A 2,843-nucleotide genomic window follows, 5' to 3' on the forward strand; every position below is an offset into this window, starting at 1 on the left:
TTGGTACCCAGTGCAGCGATGGCGTAGCCGCCTTCCATTGCGAAAAGGGTCGGCAGACCGAGGGCCGCAATGTCCGCACCGATGGTCAGGAAATCGGGCGTTTCGAGCCGGAACCCGCCGACCGGGTCGCCGACGAAGGTATCCACGCCGAGCGAGACGATCAGTACGTCCGGGGCGTACGCACGGATTCGGACAAGCGCCGCGGCAAGAGCTTCGCGATAGGCGGCAACGGTGGTGCCGAGCGGCAGGGGCAGATTGAGGTTGAACCCTTCGCCGACGCCGACGCCGGTCTCGCGCGCGTAACCCAATAGGAACGGATATTCCTGTTCGGGCTTGGCGTGCAAAGATGCGTAGAGGACATCGGCGCGGTCGTAGAAGATGCGTTGCGTGCCGTTACCGTGATGATAGTCGACATCGAGGATTGCGATGCGCTTCGCCCACTGGTCGAGCAGCGTCTGTGCGGCGACGGCGGCATTGTTCACATAACAGTAGCCGCCCGCCAGGTCAGACGAAGCGTGATGCCCCGGTGGTCGGCAGAGTGCGAAGGCGGCCGTCGCGCCGTTCGTGATTTCCTGCGTCGCCGTGAGCGTGACGTCGACTGCTGAGCGGATAGCGGTCCATGTTCCTTTCACGAAAGGAACGCACACATCGAAGGTATAGCAGGACAGCATCGAATGGACGCTCTCGTTCGGCTGCTGTTCCATTCCGCGCATTCCGAACGTATATGCCGTCGCGAAGCCGCTCGCGCCGAACTCGGCCTCCCACAAAGGCCAGCACTGTTCAAGAAAGGCCACGAAGCCCGGTGTGTGAACGCGGAGGATCGAGTTCAGCTCGAAGGGCCGCGCATCCACGAAATCACGATGCCCTTGAGCGCGCAGGGCTGTCACAAGCGCATCCATCCGGCCCGGATTTTCGAACATCGGGATCATCTGGTCGTAGCGCATCTCCTTTGCGCCATCATGGCCACGGTGGGCGTCGGAATAGACAATACGCATCAAGAGGCCTCCTTCGGCGCGGGTTCGCCTTTGGCATTGGCGAGAAGCGCCGCTGCAAGAAGATCGCGGTCAGCAGCGTAGTTGCGGGTGATGGCGGCGCTGCGCTGGCGTGTTGCCCAATGGGGATCGGCCAGCAACTCGGCGGCTTCCGCTTCGGGGAGGTGTCGGCCTCGAATGAGATCGGATATCCGTTCGGCCACTACCAGGGTCGGCGCATGCAAATCGCCGGCCGTTGCCTGCGGCATCAGCGAGGCATCGACCACCCTGAGGGCATCAACACCGCGCACGCGTCCGTCAGGAAACGCTACGGCCGTTTCGTCGCTGCCCATCCGGCACGTGCCGCAAGGATGATAGGCACTTTCAACCTTTTCCTTAATGAACCGGTCGAGACATGCATCCGATTGGCAGTCGTCCCCCGGCGCGATCTCGCGTCCTCGATAGGGCTTCATCGCCTCCTGTGCAAAGATTTCCCGCGCCAGCCGAATGCATGCACGCATCTCCTCCCAGTCGTCGGGATGCGACATATAGTTGAACCGCACGCGGGGAAGGTTCGCCGGATTGTTGTTGCGTAGCTTGACCCAGCCGCGGCTCTTCGACCGCTTCGTGCCGACATGGACCTGGAACCCGTGCCCCGCTGCGAGAGTCCGGCCGTCATAGGAAATGGCAAGCGGCAGGAAGTGAAACTGGATATCTGGATAGACAATGCCGGCCCGGCTACGTATGTGGCCGCCGCTTTCGAAATGGTTCGTCGCCCCAAGACCGCGCTTGGTCGCCAGCCACTCGATGCCGATCTTCACTTTCGCAACAAGACTCTGCGTCCGAAAAAGGCTCACTGGCTGCGTGCATTCCACCTGCAAGTAGAGTTCTAGGTGGTCCATCAAATTCTCGCCCACCTCAGGTGCATTATAGAGCACGGGAATGCCATGCTCGGCGAGTTCCGCCGCCGGCCCGACACCGGAGCGTTTCAGAATTGCGGGAGACATTATTGAGCCTGCGGAAAGGATCACCTCCCGCACAGCCGCAGCCCGGGCAACGGTTCCGGCCACCGAAAAGACCACGCCTGTGGCCCTGCGGCCGTCGAAGATCACTCGGTCGACCAGTCCACGCGTGATCACCCTTACATTGCCTCGTGCAACGGCCGGGCGCAGATAGGCTCGAGCGGCACTCATCCGGCGCCCGTCCCCGATGTTCATTTCCATCGGGCCAAAACCTTCGTGCTGGCGCCCATTCATGTTGTCGCTTCGGGCATAACCGGCTTCGCAACCGGCTTTGACGAACGCATGGTAGAGCGGATTCATCCCCGGCCCGCGCTTGATCGTCATCGGACCGCCGGTTCCTCGCAGAGGACCGCCGCCTTCAACGTCTTCGAGGCGTTCGAAATAGGGAAGCACGTTCGACCAGCGCCAGCCTTCGGCACCGCGCGCCTCCCACAGTTCGTAGTCCATAGGATTACCGCGCACCCAGCACATGCCGTTGATCGAGGAGGAGCCGCCGAGCCCTTTGCCGCGCGGCAGGTTCAGCTCGCGCCCGCCAAGCGCCGGCTCCGACTCCGTCGTCATGCCCCAGTTGAAGCGTGTCGTATTCATTGGGATCGACAGCGCGGCCGGCATGTCGACGATGACTGCCTTTTCACTCCCTCCGGCCTCGATCACCAGTATTCGCGTGCCGGGATCCTCGCGGAGACGGTTCGCCAGCACGCACCCAGCAGCCCCCGCGCCAACGATTATGTAGTCATAGATGCCCTCGTCCCGCATGTCCGATCTACTCGACGATCACGTAGAACTTCACCATCGGTACCGGCTGCCGCCAATCGCCGCGGAACCCCTTGGGCACGAGAAAGGCGTCGCC

Annotated in this window: 2 protein-coding genes; both read right to left on the minus strand. The window is 62.3% G+C overall.

Annotated elements, in window-relative coordinates; all coding sequences use genetic code 11:
- A partial coding sequence (locus tag EOA29_RS31550) for a histone deacetylase family protein (protein WP_145969905.1) occupies window positions 1-995 on the minus strand: 995 nt, incomplete at its 3' end.
- On the minus strand, window positions 995-2,749 hold the full coding sequence (locus tag EOA29_RS31555) for a choline dehydrogenase (protein ID WP_127222090.1): 1,755 nt from the start codon (window positions 2,747-2,749) through the stop codon (window positions 995-997). The genes EOA29_RS31550 and EOA29_RS31555, both read right to left, overlap by 1 nt.
- Window positions 2,750-2,843: the final 94 nt, after the last annotated feature.

It is taken from the genome of Mesorhizobium sp. M1E.F.Ca.ET.063.01.1.1 (genome assembly GCF_003998155.1).
Taxonomy (GTDB): Bacteria; Pseudomonadota; Alphaproteobacteria; order Rhizobiales; family Rhizobiaceae; genus Mesorhizobium.